The 346-nt window shown below is 70.2% G+C and carries 1 protein-coding gene; it reads right to left on the bottom strand.

Features of this window, described 5'->3' with window-relative positions; genetic code table 11:
* A partial coding sequence (locus PZA18_RS25835; protein WP_407951220.1) for a calcium-binding protein occupies positions 1–346 on the bottom strand: 346 nt, incomplete at both ends.

Raw genomic sequence — 346 nt, 5'->3', positions numbered from 1 at the left:
GTCGTCGCCGGCGCCGCCGACCAGGCTGTCGTTGCCGAGGCCGCCGTCGAGGGTGTCGTTGCCGGCGAGGCCGTTCAGGGTGTCGTTGCCGGCTCCACCGGTCAGCTTGTCGGCTTGCGCCGTGCCGGTCAGGGTCTGGTTGGTCGGGGCGCCACCGCCGCCCGCGATCAGCTTGGCGATGTCGGCAGCGGACAGCGCGTTACCGCCCTTGGGCTGAACGTAAGCCACTGCGGCGTCACCGCCGTTGAAGTGGCCGAGCACGCGCACGCTGCGGCTGGTATCGCCGACCACGCCGATGACGAGGTCTTTGCCGTCCTGTTTGAAGGTGAGCTGGCTGCGGTCGAGG

It is taken from the genome of Parachitinimonas caeni, from assembly GCF_030129945.1.
Lineage (GTDB): Bacteria > Pseudomonadota > Gammaproteobacteria > Burkholderiales > Chitinimonadaceae > Parachitinimonas > Parachitinimonas caeni.
This window is presented reverse-complemented; position numbering and strand designations above follow the sequence as displayed.